Here is a 19,815-nt window from a genome sequence, read left to right as displayed (position 1 = left end):
CGCCTCGCGGGACGTCTACGTCACTTCTTCAGCTTCGTCGCGGCGGCCTGGGCCCGCTCGGCGATATATTTGGCGTGCGGCATGCCGTAGGTGGTCTCCCACTCGATCAGCTTGCCTTCGGCCTCGGCCTTGGTGATGGCGGCATTCACCGCGTCGCGGAAGGCGACGTCGTCCTTGCGGATGCCGGCGGCCTGCGGGATGTACTCGTAGGGATCGACGACGACCTTGTAGCCGGCCCAGTCGGCTTCCTCGGCCTTCTTGCGCAGGGTCATGTCGTCGAACACGAAGCCGACGCAACGATTGTCCTTCAGCGCGCGATAGGCTTCCGGCTGGGTCTTGAACGCGGTCAGCGTGATGCCGAGGTCCTCGGTCAGGTGCTTGTTGTAATAGGACCCCTGGATGCCGCACAGGGTCAGGCCCTTGAGCTCTTCCCACTTGGAAAACTTGGCGCTCGCCGGGGCGATCACCGAGGGGCCGGGCGCCGAGACGTAATATTCCGAGAAGTCGATCACCTTGCCGCGCTCGGCGGTGACGCCCAGCGTCGCCAGGATCAGGTCGATGCGGCCGGAATTCAGGAACTCGATGCGGTTCGAGGCGACGACCGGCACCAGCTCGACCTTGCCTTCGGGGCCGAGGATGTCCTTGGCGATGTATTTGCCGAGATCGACCTCGAAGCCGACGATCTCCCCCTTGTCGTTGAGGAAGCCGTAGGGCGGGTAGTCGTTCTTAACGCCGATGGTGAGCGTGCCCTTCGCCTTGACGTCCGACAGCGTGTCGGCGCTTGCCGCGCTCAGCCCGAGCGCCAGCAGCAGGGAGGAAGCAATCGTCAGAATGGATGTCTTCACGGTAGTCCCCGTCTGTCCTGGTTGCGATCGTCATTCATGGCCGTGTCGCGGCCGCTTGCGCGGTTGCGAATGACTAAATTTTGGTCCGCACGCCATGTGCTTGAATTTTGGACATTGATTATCAGAATTTCTCACAGTACAAGCGTGCATCTCTAATTTTATCACGATGTGGAAAATGACGATGACAGTTTCCAGCGCCGGCGGGTCGCAGCTGTTGGATCGTGCGGCATTGCTGCTGGACCTCATCGCCGACGGCAGCGCCGAGGGTGCATCGCTGAAGGAGCTGGTCGACCTGTCAGGGCTCAATACCGCCACCTGCCACCGCATTCTCAACACGCTGGTGGGCCATCGGCTGCTGGCGCGCGACGACAAGCGCAAGCGCTACCGGCTGGGCGCCAAGATGTTCATCTATGGCGCCCGCGCCGCGCGCGGGCCGGGGCTGATCAGCCGCTGCGAGATGAGCCTCGCACGCCTGCGCAAGAAGACCGGCGAGACCACCCATCTCATGGCCCGGCACAATCACGATTCCATCTGCCTCGACCGGCGTGACGGCGAATGCGTGGTGCAGACGCTCACCGGCTCGATCGGCGGCTCGGTGCCGCTCGGCGCCGGGCCAGGCAGCGTCTCGGTGCTGGCCTTCCTCGACCGCGAGGAGCAGGAATTCATCCTGCGCGCCAATGCCGGCCGGCTCGCCGCCTTCCGCGACCTGCCGGTGGAGAAGGTCTGGCGGCTGATCGGGGAGACGCGGGAGCGCGGCTATGCGGTGGATCTCGGCGAGCTCATCCCCGGCATTGCCGGCGTCGCCATGCCGATCCTCGACGAAACCGGCGTGCCGGTGGCCTCGCTGGGCTTCACCTTCCTGTACGCCAAGATCGTGCCGGGGTTGGTCGAGGGCTACGCCACCCTCCTGCGCACCGAGATCGACCTGATCGAGAGCCGAAGCTGAGGCACCGCGCTAGCGGGGCGCCCTGCGTCGCCTCAGAACGACTCCTCCAGCCGGCAATTCACCGCGAATTCGGCGACGCTCGACGTGTTCGGCTGGTCGATGAGGAAGGCGATGGCGCGCGCCACGTCCTCCGGTGCGGTCAGTTCCTCCGCCGCGACATTGGCGAGCGGCAGGCCCATGTCGGTGGCGACGAAGCCGGGGCATACCGCGGTTGCCCGGATGCCGAGGTCGAAGCCGGCATGGCGGATGGCATGGGCGAGCCCGGTGGCGGCGAATTTCGACACCGAGTAGAGCCCGGAGATCGCCGATTTCACCCGCTTGCCCGACAGCGACGAGACGACGATCACCCGTCCGCGCCCGCTGGCGGCGAGATCGTCCCATGCCGCCTTCACCAGCCGGCGAGGGGCGGCGACATTGACTTCCATCAGTTCGTCGAGCTCGGCGTCGCTGGCGTCGATCACATTGCCGCGGGTCATGATCCCGGCATTGGCGACCACGGCGTCGATGCCGCCGAAGCGCTCGCGCGCCGCCGCCACCCAGTCGATGGCCGATTGCGGGTCCTTGGCGTCATAGGCGTGCGCCGCGACCGCGCCCGGCACCTCGCCGGCCCAGTCCGGCAGCGCCGGATTGCGCATGCCGAGCGAGACGTTCCAGCCGGCCTGCGCCATGACGCGGGCGGTCGCCGCGCCGATGCCGCGCCCGCCGCCGGAAATGAGAACCGTGCGTGTGCTCATGCGTGTCTCCTCATGCGTGCGGCGGCACTTCGACGCCTTCGCGCCGCGCCGCGCGGGTGTCCTGGTAGCGGAAATAGCGCAGCCGCAGCTTCGGCGCATAGTTCATGTAGAACGGCGCGGCCTTGAGCGGCTCGACTTTCAGCGCCAGTTCCGCCTCCGGCACGCCGAGCGCCCATTCGGCGAGGATGCCGCCGAGCATCGAGCCGGTTGGCACCCCGCGCCCGGACAGGCCGGTGAGCGCGGCGACACCCGGCGCCAGGCCGTAGAGCCGCGGCACCGTCTTCACCTGCATGTCGAGCTCGCCATACCAGAAATATTCCCAGCGGATCGGTTCCCTGATCTGCGGGTGCAGCCATTTCAGCCGGTCGGTCATCACCTGCCGGGTATAGTCGAGATCGCTGCCGCGCGCGCCCATCGGGAACATCGAGGCGACGATGCGGCCCTCGGCATTGTATTTGTAGACATAGATGTCGCCGCGCCCGTCATGCATGGTGGTGTTCCGCGGCAGCACGGCCTTGCGGGTTTCCGGGTCGAGCGGCTGGGTGGCGCAGACGAAGACCCGCAGGATCTTGAAGCTCTCGTCGAGCTTCGGCCAGCCGGCCACCGTGTAGGCGCCGGTTGCGAACACCACCTTGTCGGCGAGCACCTCGCCCCTGGCGGTCTTCACCTTCCAGCGCCCGCCTTCCTTCTCGACACCCTCGACCCGCGAGCCGGTATAGAGCTTGGCGCCCTCCTGCATCACCGCGCGGGCGAGGCCGCGGGCATAGCCGAGCGGGTTCATGTGCCCGGCCTCGGAATGCAGCCAGCCGCCGTGGAAGCGCGGGCTGCCGGTGATCGCCTCGACCTCGTCGCGGTCGATCAGGCGGGTGCGGGCGCCCACCGCATTGTACTGGTCGACCTTGGCCTTCAGCGTTTCGATGGCGCCGGGGCGCAGCGCGCCCATGACATAGCCGTTCTGCTGCCATTCGCAGTCGATCTGGTAGTCGCGGATCATCGCGCCGACGCGGTCATTGGCACGGGTCTGGCGGTGGATCAGCCGCTCCGCCCACGGTTCGCCGAGCACCTTGCGCAGCGAGGGCAGGCTGTAATAGCTGAAGGTCGGCGTGCAATGCCCGGCATTGCGGCCCGAGCCGCCGAAGCCGGCCTCCTCCGCCTCCAGCAGCACCACCTTCACGCCCTGCCGTGCCAGTTCGAGCGCGGTGGTGAGGCCGGTATAGCCGGCGCCGACCACGCAGACATCGGCGGCGATGCGTTCCTCAAGCGGGTGGGTGAGGGGAGCGGGACGGGCGGTGGCGTACCAAAGCGTCGCGTCGAAGGGGGAGAATTTGCTCATCGTTAGTGCTGCCGGATGTGGGCATCGGAGGGTGCCTAATTTCCGTACCGGACCATGCAGCAGGCAGTGGCGTCAATAATTTCCCACATCGAGAAATTTCATATCATAATATTATCACAATGTAGAAATTCAGCGTCCGACCGAGCAAGTCCTCGACCAGCGACGCGGGCAGGTGGAGGCGCGCGCGGCGTCAGCCCGACTGCTCGATCATCTGCCGCACCCGGTTGGCGAGGTCGTCCACCGCGAAGGGCTTGGTGATCACCTGCATGCCCGGCGCGACCTGGCCGTTGCCGATAATGGCGTTCTCCGCATAGCCGGTGATGAACAGCACCTTGAGGTTCGGCCGCGTCTGCCGCGCCGCGTCGGCGAGCTGGCGTCCGTTCATGCCGCCGGGCAGGCCGACATCGGTGACCAGCAGGTCGATCCGCGCGTCCGATTGCAGCAACCTCAGCCCGGAGGGGCCGTCTCCGGCTTCGAGCACGGTGTAGCCGAGCTCCTCCAGCACATCGACCGCTAGCATGCGGATCATCGGCTCGTCGTCGACCACCATCACCGTCTCGCCGGCATGCGCCTGCTGCGTGTCTTCGCTCGCGGGGGCATCGGCCGGCGCTTCCGCCGCCCCATAGTGGCGCGGCAGATAGAGGCACATATTGGTGCCGTGCCCGACCTCCGAATAGATGCGCACCTGCCCGCCGGACTGGCGCACGAAACCATAGACCATCGACAGGCCGAGCCCGGTGCCCTGGCCGATCGGCTTGGTGGTGAAGAAGGGATCGAAGGCGCGCGAGATCACCTCCGGCGCCATGCCGGTTCCGGTGTCGCTGACGCAGATCGACAGATATTGCCCCGGCGGCAGGTTGCGCTCGTTGGCGGCGCGCGCATCGAGCCATTTATTGCCGGTCTCGATGGTGATGCGCCCGCCATCCGGCATCGCGTCGCGGGCGTTGATGCACAGGTTGAGCAGCGCGTTCTCCAGCTGCGGCGGGTCGATGAGCGCCGGCCACAGCCCGGCCGCCGTCACCACTTCCAGCGCGATCTCCGGGCCGACCGTGCGCCGGATCATCTCCTCCATGCCGATGACGAGGCGGTTGACGTCGGTCGGCTTGGGAGCGAGCGTCTGCCGGCGCGAAAAGGCGAGCAGCCGGTGCGTCAGCGAGGCGGCCCGGCGCGAGGCGCTCTGCGCGGCGGAGATGTATTTGTCGATCTCCGACAGCCGCCCCTGGCCGATGCGCGCCTGCAGCATTTCCAGCGAGCCGGTGACGCCGGTGAGCAGGTTGTTGAAGTCGTGCGCGATGCCGCCGGTGAGCTGGCCGACCGCTTCCATCTTCTGTGCCTGGCGCAGCGCCTCCTCGGCCTCCTTCAGGCGGGCCTGGGCCTCGATGCGGTCGGTGACGTCGTAGACGAACTGGAACGCCCCGATCAGCCGCCCGCCGGTGTCGCGCAGCGGATTGAAATGCATCTCGTAGTGACGGCTGACGCCCTGGGGATCGGCGAAGGCGGCGATCTCGACGAATTCCTCGCCGCCGAGCGCGCGGTCCCACAGGGCCCGTGCCGTCGCCAGCTGTCCGGCGTCGTCGCTCAATATGTCGAGCAGGCTGTCGCCGACCTTCGGCTCCTTGCCGAACACCCGCCGGAACTCGCGGGAAGCGGCGCCGTTGACGGCGAGCCAGCGATAGTCGGGGGCCACGACCTGCACGAGGGCGCTGGTGCCGTCGACAATGTCGGCCAGCACCTTGCGCTCGACTATCGCCTCGGCGATGCGGGTCTCCAGCGTTTCGTTGAGGCGCTGCAGCGTGACCTCAGCCTGCTTGCGGGCGGTGACGTCCTGGAACAGCACGGCCACCTGCCGCATCTCCGGCGGCTCGATGCGGAAGGCGGCGAGCTCGAGATAGCGGCCGGTCGCCTCCAGCTCGCGCTGGAAGCGGATCGGCCGGCCGGTGCGCAGCACCTCGCCATAGAGCTCCACCCAGCCGTCGGCCTCGCCGGAAACCATCTCGCGCAGCTTCTGCCCGACCACGTCGGGGATGCCGGCATGATGCGCGTAGGCCGGATTGGCCTCGACATGCACATAGTCGCTCAGCGGTCCGTGCGGCCCGTCGATGAACTCGATGATGCAGAAGCCTTCGTCGATGCTGTCGAACAGCGTGCGGTAGCGCTCCTCGCTCTTGGCGAGCGCATCGCTGGCGCGTCGGTATTCGGTGATGTCGCGCGAGAGCGCCAGGATCTTCTCGGGCCTTCCGTCGACGCCGAGGATGGGCTGGACCTTGACGTCCCACCATTTCGGCGTGCCGGCGAAGGTGCGCGCCATGCCGCGGAACTGCGCCGTTCCGCCGCCCCGCGCCGTGGCGACGGCGGCCTTCGCGGCCTCGTTGCCCGCCCCTTGCCAGAATTCCGGCCAGACGCAGCCCTCGACGGCTGAAAAGTCCTGCACCTCCATGACCCGCATCCCGCCCTCGCTCATGAAGGTGAGTTTGCCGTCGAGGTCGAGGACCTTGATGCAGTCGTCGGACGCGGCAAGGACGCTCAGCATGAAGCGCGCATCTTGCTCTATCTGCGGCACGATAAACCCTTTGGCCAGACCTGCGCACCGCTGCCGGCGGGCTCGGATCGAGCACGGGACCGGCCAATGCGATCTACAACGCCGCCTCGGCCGATTGGTTCAGTTCCGTGCGGAAAAAACGCCGTCTCGCCGGCGCCCATGTCCTCGCATCAATTGCGCAGCGAGCCGGTCCCGACTTCCGTCAGCACGGCGTGCAGCCGCTCGACCGCCTCGTCGATCTGCCGTGCGTTGAACGGGCTGAAGCCGAGGGCGATACGGTCGTCGACATCGGCCTGCCGGGCCAGCAGCGACATCGGCATGATCTCCAGCCCGTTCTGCGCCGCCGCCCGCGCCAGCGCCTTGGCGCTGAGGCCGGGAGCAAGCCGGGCGACCACTTCCATGCCGGTATCGGTCGGGGCGGCGGTCATGAAGGCGCCCAGCCGCCGGTTGACGGCATCGAGGAGATAATCCTGCCGCTGGGCGTAGAGCTTGCGCATCTTGCGGACATGGCTGGCGAAATGACCCTTGCTCATGAAGCGCGCCACCAGCACCTGCTCCAGGATCGGCGAATAGCGTCCGACGATCGTGCGGGCGGAGACGAAGGCTTCGACGAGCGGTGTCGGCACCACGGCGAAGCCGAGCCGTAGCGCCGGGAACAGCGTCTTGCTGAAGGTGCCGAGATAGATGACGCGCGTCCCGCCATCTATGCCGTAGAGCGCCGGCAGCGGTCGCCCGGAATAGCGGAACTCGCTGTCGTAATCGTCCTCGATGATCCAGCTGCCGGTGCGGTTCGCCCATTCGACCAGCTGGTGGCGGCGCGCCAGCGCCAGCGACATCCCCAGCGGGAACTGCTTGGAGGGCGAGACATACATCATGCGGGCGGCCGGTGCGCGGCGCATCGCCTCCTCGACGTCGAGACCGTCCTCGTCCACGGCGACCGGCACCGGCACCGCCCCGGTGGCGATGCTGGAGGCGTAGATGCCGTCATAGCCGGGATCCTCGCAGATCACCTCGTCGCCGGGCATGAGCAGCAGCCGGCAGGCGAGGTCGACCGCCTGCTGCGCGCCGGCGAAGATGATGACATTGGCCGGGCTGCACTCGATGCCGCGCCCGAGCGAGACGTGCTCGGCGATCGCCTCGCGCAGCGGTCCGTATCCCTGCGGGTCGCCTTCGCCCATGAGGTGGTTGGCGGTGTCGGCGTCGAGCTTGCGGTAGAGTTCGGCCGCCAGCTTGGCCCAGAGCTGCACCGGAAAGGCGTCGAGCGCCGGGAAATTGCAGCGGAACGGCACCGGGCGGCGCATGTGGCGCAGCGTTTCCGGCGCATGGGCGAGCGCGACGGTGAGCTCCGGCGTGCGATCGAGGCTGCCGGCGGCGCGGATCGCCGGATTGAGCCGCGGCGCCTCCGGCTCGACGACCTCCGCCGGCGGCTCGCGCGACACATAGGTGCCGGAGCCGGACAGTCCTTCGAGATAGCCCTCGGCGGCGAGCTGCTCGAAGGCGAGCATGATGGTGTTGCGCGAGACGCCCAATATCTGGGCGAGATCGCGCGTCGAGGGCAGGCGCTGGCCGGGCTTGATCGAGCCGCCGACAATGCCCGCCGCCAGCCCATCATAGATCTGCCGGTAGAGCGGCGCATCCGGCCTGCGTTCGAGTGTGAGAGCCAGCGCATCGAGCAGCATGTCGGGCCCTCCGCGATTGACCGGTCTGCCGATGTTATAGCAAACCGCATGCCATGCGGCTTGCCGGCCTCGTGGGCTCATGGGCTCGTGGGCTCACACCGCCCGTTCGCGTTCGGGGCGGTGGCCGAACGTGACCTTGCCGGTCAGCATCAGCACGAACATCACCGCGAGGCCGATCACCACCACGAGGTTCACCGCGGTCGCCAGCGCATAGAGCTCCGGCTTGATCCCGTAGCGCAGCGCGCCCCAGGCGACGGAGGGCAGCGTCGGGGTGGCGCCGAGGAGATAGAAGGAAATCTCCAGGTTGTTGAAGGCCATGATGAAGGTGACGATGAAGGCGCCCAGGAGGCCGGGCCAGATCAGCGGCAGCGTCACCTCGAAGAAGGTCCGCATCGGCGAGGCGCCGAACACCATGGCGGCATCGTCCAGCCGCCAGTCGTAGCGGTAGAGCTGCGTCGCGATGATCAGCAGCGCATAGCTGAAGCCGTGCACCGCATTGGCGAGCACGGCGGAGACGAGGTTGCCCTGCAGTTCGAGGAACAGCCCGTTGAAGATCAGCGACGAGATGCCGATCAGCACCTCGGCCACGAAGAGCGGCGCGACGAACAGGGCGAGCAGGAATTTCGCCTTCCCGCCGGCATGGCGGATGAGCCCGAGCGTGGCGGCGGCGGCGAGCAGGGTCGCGAGCGCGCCCGAGCCGATGCCGAGCACCAGGCTGTTGGCGAGCGCGCCCTGATAGAGCGAGTTGCTGAACAGCCGCCCGAAGGTCTCCAGCGTCCAGCGCGGCGGATAGGGAAAGGCGAAGTTCTTCGAGAACGCCGCCAGCCCGATATGCACGATGGGCAGGTAGAGGAAGAGATAGGACAGCGCCAGCGTGAGCAGGAGGGCATATTTAGCAAGGCGTCGCGGCAGCTTGCCCATGATCAGCCCCTCCCGAAGCCGGTAAAGCCGGTGCGGCGCAGATCGACCTTCGCCGCGATGGCGAGCACCACCAGGATCGAGGTGACGAACAGCACCACTCCCATGGCGGCGCCGAGCGCCCAGGTGCCGGATTCGCCGAATTGCTGCGCCATCGCCATGCCGTAGAGCGTGCCGTTGGGCCCGCCGAGGAAGCGCGGCGCCAGCGTCACCGACAGGCACGGAATGAAGCACAGAGCGAAGCCGATCAGCGTGCCGAACAGGTTCAGCGGCCAGGTGACCTCGATGAAGGCCCGCACCGGGCTGGCGCCGAAGATCTTGGCGGCGTCGATCAGGCGGGCATCGAAATTCAGCAGCGACAGGTAGATCACCGTCACCACGATCGGCAGGTAGAGATAGACGAGGCCGATGGCGCTGGCGGTGTTGGTGTACATGATGAACCGCAGCGGCGCCGCGCCCATCGCCATCAGCACGCCGTTGATCAGGCCGAGCGGGCCGAGCAGGCCCTGGAGCGCGATCACCCGCAGCACCTCGCCGGTCAGGAACGGCACGGCGAAGGCGAGCGTCAGCAGCAGGCGGTAGCGCCCGCCATAGAGGATGATGGCGTAGCTCACCGGCCAGGCGATCGCCAGCGACACCACGGACACGATCACCGCCATCACCAGCGAGCGGACGAGGAAGGTGACATAGGCGCCGCCGGTCGCCAGCGTCCAGTAATTGCCGAGGTTCCAGTCCTGGACGATGTGGTAGTTCTCGGTGCGCCAGAAGCTGAGCACCACCATCGAGGCGAGCGGCAGCACGAACAGTGCCGCCAGGAACAGCGTCGGGATGCCGAGAAGCAGCGTGCCGGCCCAGCGTCCCCTCATGGCGTCGTCTCCCCCTCGGCGTCGAAGGCGTCGATGTCGGATGGATCGAAGCTCGCCACCACCGCCTCGCCGGCATGGATGGCCCGTTCCGCCCGCGGGCGGCTGGCGTGGAGCTCGCGGGCGCCGCAGGCGAGGATGTAGTCGGCATAGGCGCCGCGCAGGATCACGTCCTTCACCGTGCAGCCGATGCGATTGGCGCCGGCCGTGGCCGCGCCCGGCGCGTCGAGGCGCAGCTTCTCGTTCTTCACGAACAGCGCCGCCTCGCGGCCGGCCGGCGCCCCGGCGGGCAGCGCCAGCACCAGGCCGTCGGCGGTGCGCAGCGTGGCGCCGTCGCCCGCCACCACGCCGTCGAAGCGGTTCGAGCGGCCGACGAACTGGGCGATGAAGGCGGTCTTCGGCCGGTCGTAGATTTCCGCGCGCGGGGCGAAATCCTCGATCCGGCCCTTGCGCACCACGGCGATGCGGTCGCTCATCGACAGCGCTTCTTCCTGGTTATGCGTGACATAGACGAAGGGGATGCCGAGCGCGATCTGGTGGCGGCGGATCTCCACCTCCATCTCCTGCCGCAGCTCGCGGTCGAGATTGGCCAGCGGCTCGTCGAGCAGCAGCACCTTCGGCCGGCCGACAAGGCCGCGGCCGAGCGCGACGCGCTGCTGCTGGCCGCCCGAGAGCTGGTTGGGATAGCGCTTCTCCAGCCCCGCCAGCGACAGGATGCCGATCACCCAGGCGACGCGCTCCTCGATCTCGGCTTTCGGCAGTTTCAGCATGCGCAGCGGGAAGGCGAGGTTCTCGAAGACGGTGCGGTGCGGGAACAGCAGGAATTCCTGGAACACCATCGCCACGCCGCGCTTGTGCGGCGGCAGGTCGGTCACGTCGACGCCGTCGATCAGCACCCGGCCCTGCGTCGGCTTTTCGAGGCCGGCGATGATGCGCAGCAGCGTCGTCTTGCCGGAGCCGCTGGGGCCGAGCAGTGAGACGAACTCGCTCCGGGCGATCTGCATCTGCACGCGGTCGACGGCCCAGACGCTGTCATACTGGCGCGAGACCCCTTCGAGGGAAATATACACGTTGTCAGGCTCCCGGATTGTCAGGACGAAGGCGGATGCCGGCGGTCGGGCGGCGGGCCCGGCCGCCAACATGCGTCAGGCGGCCTGCATCCGCGACCACACGCGTTCCCACTTCTCCGGCGAGGAGGGCTGGTCGAACATGTACATGCTCGACAGCTCGCCGGTGCGGTCCATGAGATAGAGCGTCTGCTCCTCGGGCGTCGACAGGGCGCGGATGTCGATGGTGGTCGAGCAGCCGCTGGCGAGCGAGATCTTCTTCATCGTCTCCTGGGTGGTCATGGTGTCGATGAAGCTCTGGCAGACGTCGAGCATCGGTCCGTCGGCGACGCCGGAGGAGACCAGCCACGTGTCGACCCAGCCGAGCCCGCCCTCCTTGGGCACCAGCGTGTGGGCGAAGGTCGTGTCGGTCTCGCCCTTGGCCTTCCTGGCGAGCAGCTGGCGATAGACCTGCGCGAATTCCGGCGCCGCCACCACCGCGCCGCTCTCCAGCAGCTGCGCCAGCGTGGGATTGTCCTGGTAGCGGGTGAGCAGCAGCGCCTTCTGCTCGATCAGCAGCTTCTCGACGCCGTCGAGTTCCTCATCGGTCAGCACATAGGGGTTGAACGGCTTCCCGTCCGGGCGCGGCTTGTCCTTGGTGCCCATCCGCGTGGCGACCAGGATGCCGGTGAGCGCGATGTTCTCCTCGAAGCGGGCGGTGGTCGACAGCCGGCCGGCGAAGGCGGGATCGAACAGGCATTCGATGCTGGCGGCCTTCTCGGCCGGCACCCCGGCGGTGTTGTAGGTGATGCCGTAGCTGCCCCAGCAGAACGGCACGCCGAAATGCACGCCGGTCGCCTCGTCGGTCAGCAGCTTGTATTGCGCCGGCTGGAACACCGGGAACAGGTTCTGCGTGCTCGGGATCTTGGCATAGTCGACGGCGCGGATCAGCTTCTCGCGGAAATACAGGCTGGGCCAGAATCCGTCCGCCTGCACCAGGTCGAAATCCTTGGCGCCGCCGACGCGCAGCTTGTTGTAGGCCTCGGAATTGCCGTCGAAGAAGGTCGGCGCGAACTTGACCTTGTGCTTCTCCTCGAAGCCGGCGATCACGTCCGGCAGCACATAGCCCTCCCACATCAGCGCGCGCAGCGCCGAAGGGGCAGCCGAAGCCGGCCTTACATAGGGCATGGCGATGGCGGCGGCGGCCCCGGTGAGTGTGGCCTTGAGCAGGGTGCGTCGGTCGAGGCCGGCGGAAGGTCGGGCGTCGTCGTCGCGGTCGGCGGTCGGTTCGTGCGGTGTCATGGTCCTGTCCCCTCTGTCATCTCGGATGTGGCCATTGGCGAGAACCGCCCCGTCTGGTCGTTTCCCTGTTCGGTGCGGCCTCCGGGCTGCATCGGCCCGGAGGTCCGCTCTGCATGCGGATCAGGCGGCGACGGCGAACGGGTTGTCGGCGTCGGCATAGTTGACCGGCGTCATGTGCCAGCCCTCCTTGTGCTTGCGCCAATAGAGCTCCTTCAGCTTCACGCTGATCGGACCCGGACGGTCATTGCCGTAGATGCGGTCGTTGACGCGGGCGCAGGGCATGACGCCGCCGGCGGTGGTGGTGGTGAACACCTCGTCGGCGTCCATCAGGTCGTCGAAGCTGATCGGCGCGACCTTGCCCTCGAGGCCGAGTTCCGGGCACAGGTCGAGCACCGCGAGGCGGGTGATGCCGCGCAGCGCGCCGCGATCGGGCGTGATCACCTCGTCGCCCTTGACGATGAAGACGTTGAAGCCGGCGCCCTCGGTCAGGTAGCCCTCGGAATCCAGCAGGATGGCGGTGTCGAAGCCCTTGTCCTTCGCCTCGAACATGCCGCGGGTGAAGTCGCGCCACATGTAGTTCTTCAACGTCGGGTCGAGCGAGTTCTGCGAGATGCGCGGCACCGAGGCGACGAGCAGATGCGCGCCCCGCTCCTGCACGTCCGGCTTGATCACGTCCACCCATGGCACCGCATAGGCGATGAAGGTGTTGACGCAGTCGGCGGGATCGCGCGAGCCGTAGACGCGGGGTATGCCGCGGGTCGAGACCATGGCGACGAAGGCCTGCTTCAGGCCGGAGAGCGCCACCACCTTGCCGAGGATGTCGCGCATCTGCTCGCGGCTGACGCCGGGATCCAGCCGGTATCCCTCCAGCGAGCGGTGGAAGCGGTCGAGATGGTCTTCCAGCCGGAAGAAGCCGCCATCGGTGACGTGCACCACGTCATAGGTGACGTCGGAATGGGTGAAGCCCCAGTCGCCGACCGGCACCTTGGCCTCGGCGATGGGAACGTATTTGCCGTCGATATAGGCCGCGCCTTTCGAGAAATCGGGGGTCGCTTCGGTCATGTCGTGCACTCCAGGCAGGCTCGGTTGCGTCACAATGCGCAGCCAAGTTGTCGTGGAGTGGCGCGGTCGAAAAGCGCCGTTTGCCCGAAAAATGACAGTGCCAATTCCGTGGGCGATCACGGCAAGGGCCGGCAATGCCTCATACGCGTCCATGCGCGGGATCGAGGGCGACCCTCCCGGCGGATGCCAGGGCCGCGATGCGCATGGCCCCAGGCATGTCCTCGGTCATTGCGCCCGCTCTCGCCGGCCCGGAAAAAGAAAATCCCGGATCGGCCGGACGGGCCGATCCGGGATGCGGCTAAGCTGCCGTCCCGTCCAGGGCAGGAAGGATGCCGGCGCTCTCTCAGAAGCTCGCTTCGGTCACCTGGTCCGGCGTTGCCATCTCGGTGCCGAACCACTTCTTCTGCAGGCTCGCGAGGCGGCCGTCATGCTTCATCTTGATGAGCACGGCGTCGACGGCGTCCAGCAGCGACTTGGCGTCCTCGGCCTTGGTGCCGATGAAGCCGAAATAGACCGGCTTGCCGAAGGGCGGCTCGACCACCTCGAACACGTCGGGCTTTGTCTTGGCGAGGAAGGCGATGTTCGGCAGCGAGTTCGCCACCGCGACGATGCGGCCGGCGCCGAGATCGGCATAGGACTGGCTGAAGTCGACATATTCCTGGATGGTCGGCGCCGTCGGCAGGGTTTTCGCGAATTCCTGCAGCTGCGCCAGCTGGGCGGTCGCCTTGGCGCTGCCCACCTTCTTGCCGGCGATGTCCTCCGGCTTGGTGATCGAGGCGTCGCCCTTCTTCTTCAGGATCGCGACGGTCGCATTGGCGATCGGCGAGGTGAAGCGGTAGCGCTCCATGCGCGCCTTGGTGATGGTGGCGGGGCCGGCCACCATGTCGAACTTGCCGGCTTCGAGACCCGGCAGCACGCTGGGCCAGGGCAGGTCGAGGAAGGCGATCTTCACGCCGAGCTCCTTGCCGATCTCGGCAAAGATCTCCTTGTTCATGCCGCTCTGCTTGCCGTCCTCGATGAAGTCGAACGGCGCGAACTGCAACTCGGTGCCCACGGTGAGCTCGCCCTTGGCCTTGACCTTGGCGAGCAGGTCTTCCGCCAGGGCGGCGCCCGACAGCGTCATCGACGCGGCGACGCCGAGCGCGGCGAGGCGCAGGGCCCGTGTGACGGCGGAACGCCGGGTAAGCTGCTTCATCGGTCTCTCCTGTTCCCCTCGGAAGCTGCGGACGGCATCATGCCGCCGATCTTCCTTATACGTTAAAGTATAGACATAAGGGTTCCGCTACCGCAATGCGGCCTTTGCGGCGCTACGGCACGTCGGCATTCCCGGTGGGCACCCCGCTGGGTTCTCCGGTGTCTTGCCAGAACACGTTACGCTCGAAGTAATTCTGCAGGAACTGCCGCAGCCGCGGGTTCTCCTCCCGGCGGAACACATGGTCCGGCGATCCGCTGACGGCGATCACGCCGCGGTCGATGAACACCACCGTGTCGGCCACCTGCGCGGCAAAGCCCATCTCATGCGTCACCACCGCCATGGTCATGCCCTCGGATGCCAGGTCGCGCATCACCTGCAGCACCTCGCCGACCAGCTCGGGGTCGAGCGCCGAGGTCGGCTCGTCAAACAGCATGATGTGCGGTTCCATGGCGAGCGCGCGGGCGATGCCGACGCGCTGCTGCTGGCCGCCGGAAAGCTGGCTCGGATAGGCCTCGGCCCGTGCGCCGAGCCCCACCTTCTCCAGCATGGCGCGGGCGCGCCTGGCCGCGTCCTCCCGCGCGATGCCCCGCGCGAGCTTCAGCGGCATGGCGACGTTCTCCAGCGCCGTCATGTGCGGCCACAGATTGAACTGCTGGAATACGAAGCCGACATTGCGCCGCACCCGCGCCACCTCCGAGTCGGAGACGCGGCGTCGCCTGCCATTCTCCAGCGAGAAGCCGAGCAGCTCGCCTTCTATGTAGATTTCGCCCTCGCTATATTCCTCCAGGAAGGCGATGCAGCGCAGGAGCGTGCTCTTGCCCGATCCCGACGGGCCGATGATGCAGGTCACCTCCGACTTGCGGATGGCGAGGTCGATGCCCTTCAGCACCTCGGTCGAGCCGAAGCGCTTCCACACGCCGCGCACGTCGATGATCGGGCGGGAATTCGCGACAGGATGTGCGGTCATGTCCGCCCTTTCAGCTCTGGCTGCGCAGCATGAAGCGGCCGACCCGCTTTTCCAGCCGTCGTGCCGCCGCCGTGACGATTTCGAGGAAGGCCCAGTAGACCAGCGCCAGGAACAGCAGCGTCTCGGCGAAGGCGAACGTGGTGGAGCCGATCGACTGCACCACCGAGGTCAGTTCGTTCACGGTGATCACCGACAGCACCGCCGTCTCCTTGGAGAGCAGCACCGTCATGTTGGCCAGCGCCGGCAGGATGATCACCAGCATCTGCGGCAGCTGCACATGGCGCACGATGTCGAGCCGGCTGATCCCCATCATCCGCGCTGCCTCGATCTGGCCGGGCGGCACCGAGAGGAAGCCGGCGCGGAAGATTTCCGAGAAATAGGCTCCGCCATAGAGCGCCAGGCCGGCAATGCCGGCGACCAGCGGCGTCAGGTCGAGGCCGAAGAACGGGCCGCCGTAATAGATCACGAACAGCTGGATCAGGAACGGCGTGCCGCGCATCACCGCGACGTAGAAGGTCAGCGGCGCCGCCAGCCAGCGATTGGTGAACAGCTGCATCACCGCCACCGCGAGCCCGATGACCAGCCCGATCGCCGTGCCGGCGATCCAGATCAGGATGGTCAGCACCATCCCGTCGAGGATCTCGCGCCAGTTGTCGGTGAGGATGGCGGGGTTGAAGGTCATCGCGCCTTCTCCAGTCGGAAGCGGCTCTCGGCGAATTCGCCGGCCAGCGTGATGACGCCGTTGATGACGAAATAGATCGCCCCGGCGGTCAGGTAGATCTCCAGCGGCTGGAAAGTCGAGGTGGCGATGTTCTGGGCTAGCCGCGTCAGCTCCAGCACGCCGACCACCGAGATCAGCGAGGAGGCCTTCACCATCATCGTCGTCTCATTGACCAGCGAGGGCAGAGTGAAGCGCACCGCCAGAGGCACCTCGATGCGGGTGAGGATCTGCGCCCGGCTGAGGCCGACCATGCGCGCCGCCTCGATCAGCCCCGGCGGTATGCCGAGGAAGCCGCCGCGCAGGATCTCGGCGATATAGGCGCCGGTGCACAGCGCGAGCGTCCCCACCGCCGCCACCGAGGAAGGCACGTTCACGCCGATCAGCGGCAGGCAGTAATAGGAGATCAGCAGTTGCACCAGCAGCGGCACGCCGCGGAAGAAACTCACATAGAAGGCCGAGATGCTCCGCCCGAGGCGCGAGGTCGACAGGCCGACCGCGCACATAAGCGTGCCGATACAGAAGCCGATCGCCACCGAGGCCAGCGAATAGATCACCGTCCAGACCGACGCCTGCAGCAGCATCGGCAGCGATTTGACGATCAGGTTGACATCGAACATTCAGTTTCTCGGACAAAGGCGGGCGACGGCCGGGACGCGCGGGCGATGAGGACTACCCGACCCGTCACCGCCGTCCCTGACGCTACGTAGCAAGATGCCCGCCAACTAAGGCTCCGCCGGCGGCATCATGCGTTCGCGGCCGCGCCGCGCTGGCGCCGCGCCCGCGCATAGCGGTTTTCCGGCACCGGAAGCCCGAGATTGGCGCGCAGCGTGGTGCCTTCATATTCATCGCGGAACAGCCCGCGCCGGCGCAGTTCCGGCACCACCAGCTCGGTGAAATCCTCCAGCGCGGCGGGCAGCGTCGGGCACATGACGATGAAGCCGTCGGCGGCGTGGCCCTCGAACCACTCCTCCATGAAGTCGGCGACCACCGCCGGCGTGCCGGTGATGCCGTTGCCGGTGTGCTTCTCGCTGAACAGCCGGATCAGCTCGCCCACCGTGTGGCCCTTCATCACGAAATCGGTCAGCTCGTCGAACAGCGCCTTGGAACCCTTCGGCGCCGCCGGCAGCCGATCCCTGGGGAAGGGCTCGTCGAGCGGCACGCCGGAGAGGTCGGCTTCCAGGAACTCGGCCAGCATCTGCCGGCCGACATCGGGGTGCAGCTGGCCGGCGAGATACTCGACCTTCTCACGTGCCTCCGCCTCGGTGCGCCCGACATTGATGACGACGCCGGGCATCACCTTCAATTCGTCCGGCGCGCGGCCGAACTTCGCCATCCGCTGCTTCAGCGTCGCGTAGAAATCCTGGCTGCGCTTGAGGTTGGAGGCGAGCGAGAACACCACTTCCGCCGTTTCCGCCGCCAGTTCGATGCCGGCTTCGGATCCGCCGGCCTGGGCGATCACCGGCCGGCCCTGCGGGCTGGCGGCGATGTTGAGCGGGCCGCGCACCTGGAAATGCTTGCCCTTGTGGTTCAGCGTGTGGAGCTTGTCCTTGTCGTAATAGACGCCGCTCGCGCGGTCGAGCTTGAGCGCGTCGGCCTCGAAGGAATCCCACAGCCCGAACGCGACGTCGACGAATTCCTTGCCGCGCTCGTAGCGCAGGGCATGCGGGTCCAGCCCCTCGCGGTTGAAATTGTAGCCGGTCTCGTCATGGTCGGAGGTGACGACGTTCCAGCAGGCCCGTCCGCCCGAGAGATGGTCGATGGAGGCGAAGATGCGGGCGAGGTTGAACGGCTCGTAATAGGAGGTCGAGGCGGTGGCCACCAGGCCGAGATGCGAGGTGGAGACCGCCAGCGCCGACAGCAGCGACAAGGGCTCGAAGCGGTTCATCTTGGTCGGCAGGCGGCAGAGCGCCTCGGGGTCGCCGATGGCGGCGGCGGGCGAATCCGCCATGAACATGAAGTCGAACTTCGCGCCTTCGGAGATCTGCGCCACCTTGAGCAGGTGGCGAAAATCATTGGCGCCGTTGACGTCGCTCGCCGGATGCAGCCACCCGGCCGGGTTGTAGCCGAACGTGTAGACGAAAGTGCCGAGCTTCAGCTTGTCCGCGCGTTTCATGCCGCTCACTTCCCGGGCGCCCCTGCCTCATTTGTATATACTTATCCGTGTCGTCTTATTTGTCGAGGCCGCGCGCGCCTTCCACGGCTCGATGGCGAAAGCGGGCTGTGGAAGCCGATGCGGTCGATCGCATCCGACGTCGGGCTCGAGGTCAAGTCCGGCCGGCGCGTGGCGGTGGCGACGGGGGTTGAGAAAGCGCGGGAAAGGCCGCGCCGATCTGCGGGAAGGCTCTTGAACCCGCCGCGTGGCGCCCCTAATGTGCGGCCGCGTCAAGGCGGGCGTAGTTCAATGGTAGAACGGCAGCTTCCCAAGCTGCATACGAGGGTTCGATTCCCTTCGCCCGCTCCACTGTTTTCCCAGATTTTACCAGGGATTACATGGGGTTAGCGCACTTCCCGGTGGGATCGGAGCGCGGGTGTAGCGATACTGTCCAACAGATCGTCCAACACCTGCTCCCGCCCATGGCTGATTTCCTGACCCAACGCGGCTCCGTCTGGCACTTCGTCCAGCGCGTTCCCATCGAATTCCGCACCATCGATCGCCGGGGGAATCATCCGGCATTTGACACGAATCCACGTCGCTGACGACCGATTCGGCCGCAGGGCCGCGCGCGTCGCCAAAAAGCTCCATGACGAGCTCGAACGGCATTGGGCGGCGCTGGCTGCCGCCATGTCCCCATCCAATCCGCAGAATTACGCGGATACCCGCCGCCGTGCCCGCGCCCTCGGTTTTGCTCCGTCCCGAACGACGAGCTGGCTCTCCAGCCGATCACCAAGATCGGAACGACTGGAGACGCTGATCAGCGGGGGCTGGCCGCGGATGCGGGCGCGCGAACGGCCGTACTCGGCACCGAGAGGAAGCCGAGCTTCCAGCTGTCCCGCCTGTTCGAGGAATATGAGGCGGCGACCCGCGACGAAGTCCGCGACTTCTCACCCGACCAGCTTCGCATCTGGCGCAATGGCCGCATCCGCGCCGTGAAGCAGTTCGTCGCCCAAACGCGACCTTGAGCAATATCGCCGCATCTCGGAGTGCTCGGTCCTCGGCATCGGTGCGCTTCTTTCCGGAGAAAAGGAGACCATGTGATGGACGGTCAGTTCCTGCCCCCGCCGGAGGAAGAGGAAACCCTCGCCGACGACATTCTTGAAGACGCCGACCTGATCGCCGCCTTCATGTGGGGCAGCGCCTCGAAACGCCGCAGGGTTTACCACCTGATGGGGACTTCGCGGCTGCCGCTCTTCAAGATCGGTAATGTCTGGTGCGCGCGCAAGTCCCGGCTCAAGGAGTACAGCCGCGAGCAGGAAGACCGGAACGCGGCCATCCCGCGCGCGGGCCGGACGGTCAGCCCGGCCGATAAGCGCATGATCAGCTGATACTGAAAAGTTCCCGTTGCTCGGTGTTGATGCCGGATGGGGGAGCCGTTTTTTGTGACCGGCGGACCGACGTCCGCCCCTGTCGATATGGAACGTCCCTGAACACGGCGAGGGCCAAGTGACACTGTCGCTTTCGCATTGAAAGCCGCAGGTCGGGATACCTTAAGTTTCCGTTTTATCTG

17 protein-coding genes and 1 tRNA gene are annotated in these 19,815 nt (G+C 66.8%); 3 read left to right on the top strand and 15 right to left on the bottom strand.

What is annotated here, in order from left to right:
• Positions 1-20: 20 nt before the first annotated feature.
• Entirely contained in the window at positions 21-845 is an 825-nt protein-coding gene (locus tag AC1RU4_RS04890) for a transporter substrate-binding domain-containing protein (RefSeq protein ID WP_492889903.1), read from the bottom strand.
• A gap of 181 nt (positions 846-1,026) precedes the next feature.
• Here AC1RU4_RS04890 and AC1RU4_RS04885 point away from each other — a divergent pair, with 181 nt between their 5' ends.
• Entirely contained in the window at positions 1,027-1,791 is a 765-nt protein-coding gene (locus AC1RU4_RS04885) for an IclR family transcriptional regulator (protein WP_492889902.1), read from the top strand.
• 32 nt (positions 1,792-1,823) lie between these two features.
• Here the strand turns inward: AC1RU4_RS04885 and AC1RU4_RS04880 are convergent, their stop codons facing one another.
• The 14 genes from AC1RU4_RS04880 to AC1RU4_RS04815 form a co-directional block, all read right to left on the bottom strand.
• Complete coding sequence (locus AC1RU4_RS04880) at positions 1,824-2,525, bottom strand: SDR family NAD(P)-dependent oxidoreductase (protein ID WP_492889901.1); 702 nt, start codon at positions 2,523-2,525, stop codon at positions 1,824-1,826.
• Positions 2,526-2,535: 10 nt separating this feature from the next.
• Positions 2,536-3,858: an NAD(P)/FAD-dependent oxidoreductase gene (locus tag AC1RU4_RS04875; protein ID WP_492889900.1), complete on the bottom strand. Its 1,323-nt coding sequence runs from the start codon at positions 3,856-3,858 to the stop codon at positions 2,536-2,538.
• A 190-nt stretch (positions 3,859-4,048) separates the two neighbouring features.
• The gene (locus AC1RU4_RS04870; RefSeq protein WP_492889899.1) at positions 4,049-6,388 is read right to left on the bottom strand and encodes a PAS domain-containing protein; all 2,340 of its coding nucleotides are present in this window, start codon (positions 6,386-6,388) and stop codon (positions 4,049-4,051) included.
• A gap of 179 nt (positions 6,389-6,567) precedes the next feature.
• Positions 6,568-8,076, bottom strand: a complete 1,509-nt coding sequence (pdxR, locus tag AC1RU4_RS04865; RefSeq protein WP_492889898.1) for a MocR-like pyridoxine biosynthesis transcription factor PdxR — start codon at positions 8,074-8,076, stop codon at positions 6,568-6,570.
• A gap of 93 nt (positions 8,077-8,169) precedes the next feature.
• Positions 8,170-8,997: an ABC transporter permease gene (locus AC1RU4_RS04860; protein WP_492889897.1), complete on the bottom strand. Its 828-nt coding sequence runs from the start codon at positions 8,995-8,997 to the stop codon at positions 8,170-8,172.
• A 2-nt stretch (positions 8,998-8,999) separates the two neighbouring features.
• Positions 9,000-9,860: an ABC transporter permease gene (locus AC1RU4_RS04855; protein ID WP_492889896.1), complete on the bottom strand. Its 861-nt coding sequence runs from the start codon at positions 9,858-9,860 to the stop codon at positions 9,000-9,002.
• Complete coding sequence (locus tag AC1RU4_RS04850) at positions 9,857-10,927, bottom strand: ABC transporter ATP-binding protein (RefSeq protein ID WP_492889895.1); 1,071 nt, start codon at positions 10,925-10,927, stop codon at positions 9,857-9,859. The genes AC1RU4_RS04855 and AC1RU4_RS04850 overlap by 4 nt, the downstream gene beginning before the upstream one ends.
• Positions 10,928-11,002: 75 nt before the next feature.
• A complete protein-coding gene (locus tag AC1RU4_RS04845) occupies positions 11,003-12,205 on the bottom strand; it encodes an ABC transporter substrate-binding protein (protein WP_492889894.1) in 1,203 nt (400 codons plus the stop codon).
• Between the two features lie 120 nt (positions 12,206-12,325).
• Positions 12,326-13,267, bottom strand: coding sequence for an aminotransferase class IV (locus AC1RU4_RS04840; protein WP_492889893.1), 942 nt, complete (start codon positions 13,265-13,267; stop codon positions 12,326-12,328).
• A 343-nt stretch (positions 13,268-13,610) separates the two neighbouring features.
• The gene (locus AC1RU4_RS04835) at positions 13,611-14,462 is read right to left on the bottom strand and encodes a transporter substrate-binding domain-containing protein (RefSeq protein ID WP_492889892.1); all 852 of its coding nucleotides are present in this window, start codon (positions 14,460-14,462) and stop codon (positions 13,611-13,613) included.
• A 112-nt stretch (positions 14,463-14,574) separates the two neighbouring features.
• Complete coding sequence (locus AC1RU4_RS04830) at positions 14,575-15,429, bottom strand: amino acid ABC transporter ATP-binding protein (RefSeq protein ID WP_492889891.1); 855 nt, start codon at positions 15,427-15,429, stop codon at positions 14,575-14,577.
• A 10-nt stretch (positions 15,430-15,439) separates the two neighbouring features.
• Positions 15,440-16,111 carry an amino acid ABC transporter permease gene (locus AC1RU4_RS04825; protein WP_492889890.1) on the bottom strand — a complete coding sequence of 224 codons (672 nt, stop codon included), beginning with the start codon at positions 16,109-16,111 and terminating at the stop codon, positions 15,440-15,442.
• On the bottom strand, positions 16,108-16,752 hold the full coding sequence (locus AC1RU4_RS04820; RefSeq protein WP_492890117.1) for an amino acid ABC transporter permease: 645 nt from the start codon (positions 16,750-16,752) through the stop codon (positions 16,108-16,110). The genes AC1RU4_RS04825 and AC1RU4_RS04820 overlap by 4 nt, the downstream gene beginning before the upstream one ends.
• A 140-nt stretch (positions 16,753-16,892) precedes the next feature.
• The gene (locus AC1RU4_RS04815) at positions 16,893-18,263 is read right to left on the bottom strand and encodes an LLM class flavin-dependent oxidoreductase (protein ID WP_492889889.1); all 1,371 of its coding nucleotides are present in this window, start codon (positions 18,261-18,263) and stop codon (positions 16,893-16,895) included.
• Between the two features lie 274 nt (positions 18,264-18,537).
• On the opposite strand from AC1RU4_RS04815, the gene AC1RU4_RS04810 reads away from it, so the two are divergent.
• Both AC1RU4_RS04810 and AC1RU4_RS04805 read left to right on the top strand, forming a co-directional pair.
• Positions 18,538-18,611 (top strand) — tRNA-Gly (locus tag AC1RU4_RS04810).
• Between the two features lie 734 nt (positions 18,612-19,345).
• A complete protein-coding gene (locus AC1RU4_RS04805) occupies positions 19,346-19,633 on the top strand; it encodes a hypothetical protein (RefSeq protein ID WP_492889888.1) in 288 nt (95 codons plus the stop codon).
• Positions 19,634-19,815 lie beyond the last annotated feature (182 nt).

This window comes from Ancylobacter sp. GW821-FHT10E12, assembly GCF_058809335.1.
The sequence above is the reverse complement of the archived record's forward strand: the minus strand, read 5'-3'. Positions and strand labels throughout refer to the sequence as shown.

What these genes read in the sequence shown, in the direction of transcription:
- AC1RU4_RS04825 (WP_492889890.1), bottom strand. Translation starts at nt 16,111, where the DNA reads ATGACCTTCAACCCCGCCATCCTCACCGACAACTGGCGCGAGATCCTC.
- pdxR (WP_492889898.1), bottom strand. Translation starts at nt 8,076, where the DNA reads ATGCTGCTCGATGCGCTGGCTCTCACACTCGAACGCAGGCCGGATGCG.
- AC1RU4_RS04840 (WP_492889893.1), bottom strand. Translation starts at nt 13,267, where the DNA reads ATGACCGAAGCGACCCCCGATTTCTCGAAAGGCGCGGCCTATATCGAC.
- AC1RU4_RS04885 (WP_492889902.1), top strand. Translation starts at nt 1,027, where the DNA reads ATGACAGTTTCCAGCGCCGGCGGGTCGCAGCTGTTGGATCGTGCGGCA.
- AC1RU4_RS04870 (WP_492889899.1), bottom strand. Translation starts at nt 6,388, where the DNA reads ATGCTGAGCGTCCTTGCCGCGTCCGACGACTGCATCAAGGTCCTCGAC.
- AC1RU4_RS04845 (WP_492889894.1), bottom strand. Translation starts at nt 12,205, where the DNA reads ATGACACCGCACGAACCGACCGCCGACCGCGACGACGACGCCCGACCT.
- AC1RU4_RS04830 (WP_492889891.1), bottom strand. Translation starts at nt 15,429, where the DNA reads ATGACCGCACATCCTGTCGCGAATTCCCGCCCGATCATCGACGTGCGC.
- AC1RU4_RS04875 (WP_492889900.1), bottom strand. Translation starts at nt 3,858, where the DNA reads ATGAGCAAATTCTCCCCCTTCGACGCGACGCTTTGGTACGCCACCGCC.
- AC1RU4_RS04835 (WP_492889892.1), bottom strand. Translation starts at nt 14,462, where the DNA reads ATGAAGCAGCTTACCCGGCGTTCCGCCGTCACACGGGCCCTGCGCCTC.
- AC1RU4_RS04805 (WP_492889888.1), top strand. Translation starts at nt 19,346, where the DNA reads ATGGACGGTCAGTTCCTGCCCCCGCCGGAGGAAGAGGAAACCCTCGCC.
- AC1RU4_RS04880 (WP_492889901.1), bottom strand. Translation starts at nt 2,525, where the DNA reads ATGAGCACACGCACGGTTCTCATTTCCGGCGGCGGGCGCGGCATCGGC.
- AC1RU4_RS04855 (WP_492889896.1), bottom strand. Translation starts at nt 9,860, where the DNA reads ATGAGGGGACGCTGGGCCGGCACGCTGCTTCTCGGCATCCCGACGCTG.
- AC1RU4_RS04815 (WP_492889889.1), bottom strand. Translation starts at nt 18,263, where the DNA reads ATGAAACGCGCGGACAAGCTGAAGCTCGGCACTTTCGTCTACACGTTC.
- AC1RU4_RS04860 (WP_492889897.1), bottom strand. Translation starts at nt 8,997, where the DNA reads ATGGGCAAGCTGCCGCGACGCCTTGCTAAATATGCCCTCCTGCTCACG.